General features: G+C 69.1%; 3 protein-coding genes and 2 pseudogenes. 3 read left to right on the top strand and 2 right to left on the bottom strand.

Annotated features, from left to right (window positions below; translation table 11 throughout):
- Positions 1–200: pseudogene (locus DKL51_RS35765) on the top strand (pyridoxamine 5'-phosphate oxidase family protein); the annotation flags it as partial.
- A gap of 203 nt (positions 201–403) precedes the next feature.
- Here the strand turns inward: DKL51_RS35765 and DKL51_RS16990 are convergent.
- Positions 404–751: a winged helix-turn-helix transcriptional regulator gene (locus DKL51_RS16990; protein ID WP_109943991.1), complete on the bottom strand. Its 348-nt coding sequence runs from the start codon at positions 749–751 to the stop codon at positions 404–406.
- A 77-nt stretch (positions 752–828) separates the two neighbouring features.
- Between DKL51_RS16990 and DKL51_RS16985 the strand changes: the two genes are divergently transcribed.
- Both DKL51_RS16985 and DKL51_RS16980 read left to right on the top strand, forming a co-directional pair.
- Positions 829–1,506, top strand: a complete 678-nt coding sequence (locus DKL51_RS16985) for an NADPH-dependent F420 reductase (protein ID WP_243422312.1) — start codon at positions 829–831, stop codon at positions 1,504–1,506.
- Positions 1,507–1,873: 367 nt separating this feature from the next.
- A complete protein-coding gene (locus tag DKL51_RS16980) occupies positions 1,874–2,500 on the top strand; it encodes an FMN-binding negative transcriptional regulator (protein WP_109943993.1) in 627 nt (208 codons plus the stop codon).
- Positions 2,501–2,562: 62 nt separating this feature from the next.
- Here DKL51_RS16980 and DKL51_RS37495 read toward each other — a convergent pair.
- Positions 2,563–2,667 (bottom strand): annotated as a pseudogene (locus DKL51_RS37495) (integrase); the annotation flags it as partial.

Genomic DNA, 2,667 nt, shown 5'->3' with positions numbered 1-2,667 from the left:
AGGGATGGCCGGGAGACGCGAAACTCGCCGGCACCGCCGCACAGGTCGACCCACCAGCCGACAACCCTCACCAAGGCGCCGGGTTCTTCAAACTCAACATCACCGAAGTCGTGCTGACCTACGTTGGTACCCCCGCGGACCACCTCGTGATCGAGTCGTGGCATCCCGGACGGGGCCACCAACGCCGGACCCGTACCTGACCCTGCCCCAACCGGCACCGGCTGTGGGGTTGCAGCCGCCCCAACGGACGCGCCCCGACGCCCGCTCATCGGCAGTTCCGGATGGCGAGCGGCGGCTCCAGCCGTCACGCTGGGTGCCGCGGGGATCGCGGCCAGATGAGGATGCCTGCTGCGTACGCGGTCTCGACGGAGCGTGATCGTTTAGCCGGCCTCGTCGAGTCCGGCTATGTGAGCTCGGCTTGGTGGTCCGCAGCCCATTGAGCGAGGTACGCGAGGGGTCCGTTCGCGAACGACTCGCCCAGTGGGGAGAGCTGATAGACCGCGCCCCCGCGCCCTGACGGCGGCTCGGCACCGGGAACTCTCGTGAGAAGGGCCCGCGCTTGCAGGCGACGAAGTGACTGAGTCAGCACCTTGTCGCTGATGCCTCCGATGCGTACGAGCAGGTCGTTGCGTCGTGTCGGCCCCAGTCGCAGGGCGGAAAGCACGACAGGATCCCAGGCGTGGTTGATGAGTTCGGCTGCCGCTCGCACGTGGCAGTCCGAAACGAACGTCTGGCAGTTCTCCTCGATCACGGAAGCCAGTGTCGCATCGGTCGCCTACCAGTCGGTAGGAGCCGTCTTCGTAGCGTTGCCGGCACCACCGCTTCGCGATGAAGGAGACCGCTGTGAACGTAGGAATCGTGGGTACCGGCAACCTGGCCGAGACGTTGGGCCGGGCCTGGGCCAGCGCGGGTCACTCGCTGTTGGTAACGGGGCGCAACCCGCAACACGCCATCGAGGCCGCCGGCCGGATCGGTCGCGCCGCAGGCGCAGCCGACCCCGCTGACTTCGCATCTCAGGTCGACGTGGTGGTGGTTGCGGTTGCCTGGGACGGGCTGGAGGCGGCCCTGACCCTCGTCGGCGCCGGCGAGGGTTCGTTGGCCGGCAAGACCGTCATCGACTGTACGAACCCGGTCGACTACGCCACCGGCGAGCTGAAGCCGGCGTCTGGCTCGGCAGCTGAGCTTGTGGCCCGCACAGCTGTCGGTGCCCACGTCGTGAAGGCGCTCCACCTGTTCGCAGGAGGCTCCTGGCCATACGTAGGGCCGCAGGACGAGGCCCCGGTCGTGGCCATCTGCGGCGACGAGCCCGCTGCCCTGGGTCGCGCCACGGCACTGATCCGGGATCTCGGCGGTCGCGCCGGGATGGTCGGTGGGCTGACCAGCGCACGGCAGTTGGAGGAGGCAGCCGGATTCGTCATGAGGGTAGTCACATCCGGTCACAATCCCCGGTTCGCCGTCCCCAACGTGGATCCGGCGTTCCTGCACGTCCCGCGGACGACCAACTGAGCTACCGACCACTTCGAGAGGGCCGTGTCCCGATGGCACGGCCCTCGCATCAATAGGCGACTCCGAGAACGGCTGACTCGGCGTCCGGAGACACGGTGTCGTTGCCGAACCGATCGAAGAACACCCCGACATGCCCGCTCATCGACAGTTCCGGATGGCGAGCGGCAGCTCCAGCCGTCACGCTGCGTGCCGCGCGGGTCGCGGCAATTGAGGATGTTCGCGACGGCGCGGCCCAGGTCCTGGGTTGACCGCGTTTGCAAAATCACTCCTGCCTCGATTGGGGCGGCTTTGATGGTTTGGCCTGCGTCATAATGATCCAGCGCACCCACAACAGCGGGCTGGCGCCCGCAGTGGGAAAGGCCTGACCATGTACGTACCCGCCCACTTCTCCGCCGACGAGTCCGCCGTCCGCGACCTGCTGACCCACCACGGCGCCGCCGACCTCGTCACCGCGACCGCCGACGGCCTGGTCGCGACCATGGTGCCGATGCTCTACGACCCGGACGCCGGCCCGCACGGCGCGCTGTTCGCCCACCTGGCCCGCAACAACGACCAGTGGCGCCGGCCGGTGCTCGGCGAGGCCCTGGCCATTCTGCGCGGACCCGACGCGTACGTGTCGCCGGGCTGGTACGCCACGAAGGCCGAGCACGGCCGGGTCGTGCCAACCTGGAATTACGTCGTCGTGCACGCGTACGGCGAGTTGGTGGTACACGACGACCCGGCCTGGGTCGGCGCACTGGTACGGCGGCTGACCGACAAGCACGAGGCCGGTCGCCCGGATCCGTGGTCGGTCGACAACGCGCCCGAGGGCTTCGTCGCCGGCCAGCTGCGCGCGATCGTCGGCGTCGAGCTGCGCATCAGCCGCCTGGAGGCGAAGTGGAAGCTCAGCCAGAACCGCTGCGCAGCCGATGTGGACGGTGTCATCACCGGTTTGCGCGCGACGGGTCAGGACGCCACCGCTGGCGCGATGGACCGCGCCCGCCCCACCCGCTGACCCCGGGGCCACTCGCCGCACAGGCCTGCTAGTGCCCTGACCACAAACGTTGGCCGGGTTGGTTATGCGGCTCGGCTGGCGGGTTGGCCCCAGCGGCGGTGTCGTTCGCTGCGGATTTTGGCGCGGTGGCGGCGTTGGGCGGTCAGGACGTCGGGGTGGCGGGCGTT

Source organism: Micromonospora globispora, from assembly GCF_003857015.1.
GTDB classification, from domain to species: Bacteria; Actinomycetota; Actinomycetes; order Mycobacteriales; family Micromonosporaceae; genus Micromonospora; species Micromonospora globispora.
The sequence above is the reverse complement of the archived record's forward strand: the minus strand, read 5'-3'. Positions and strand labels throughout refer to the sequence as shown.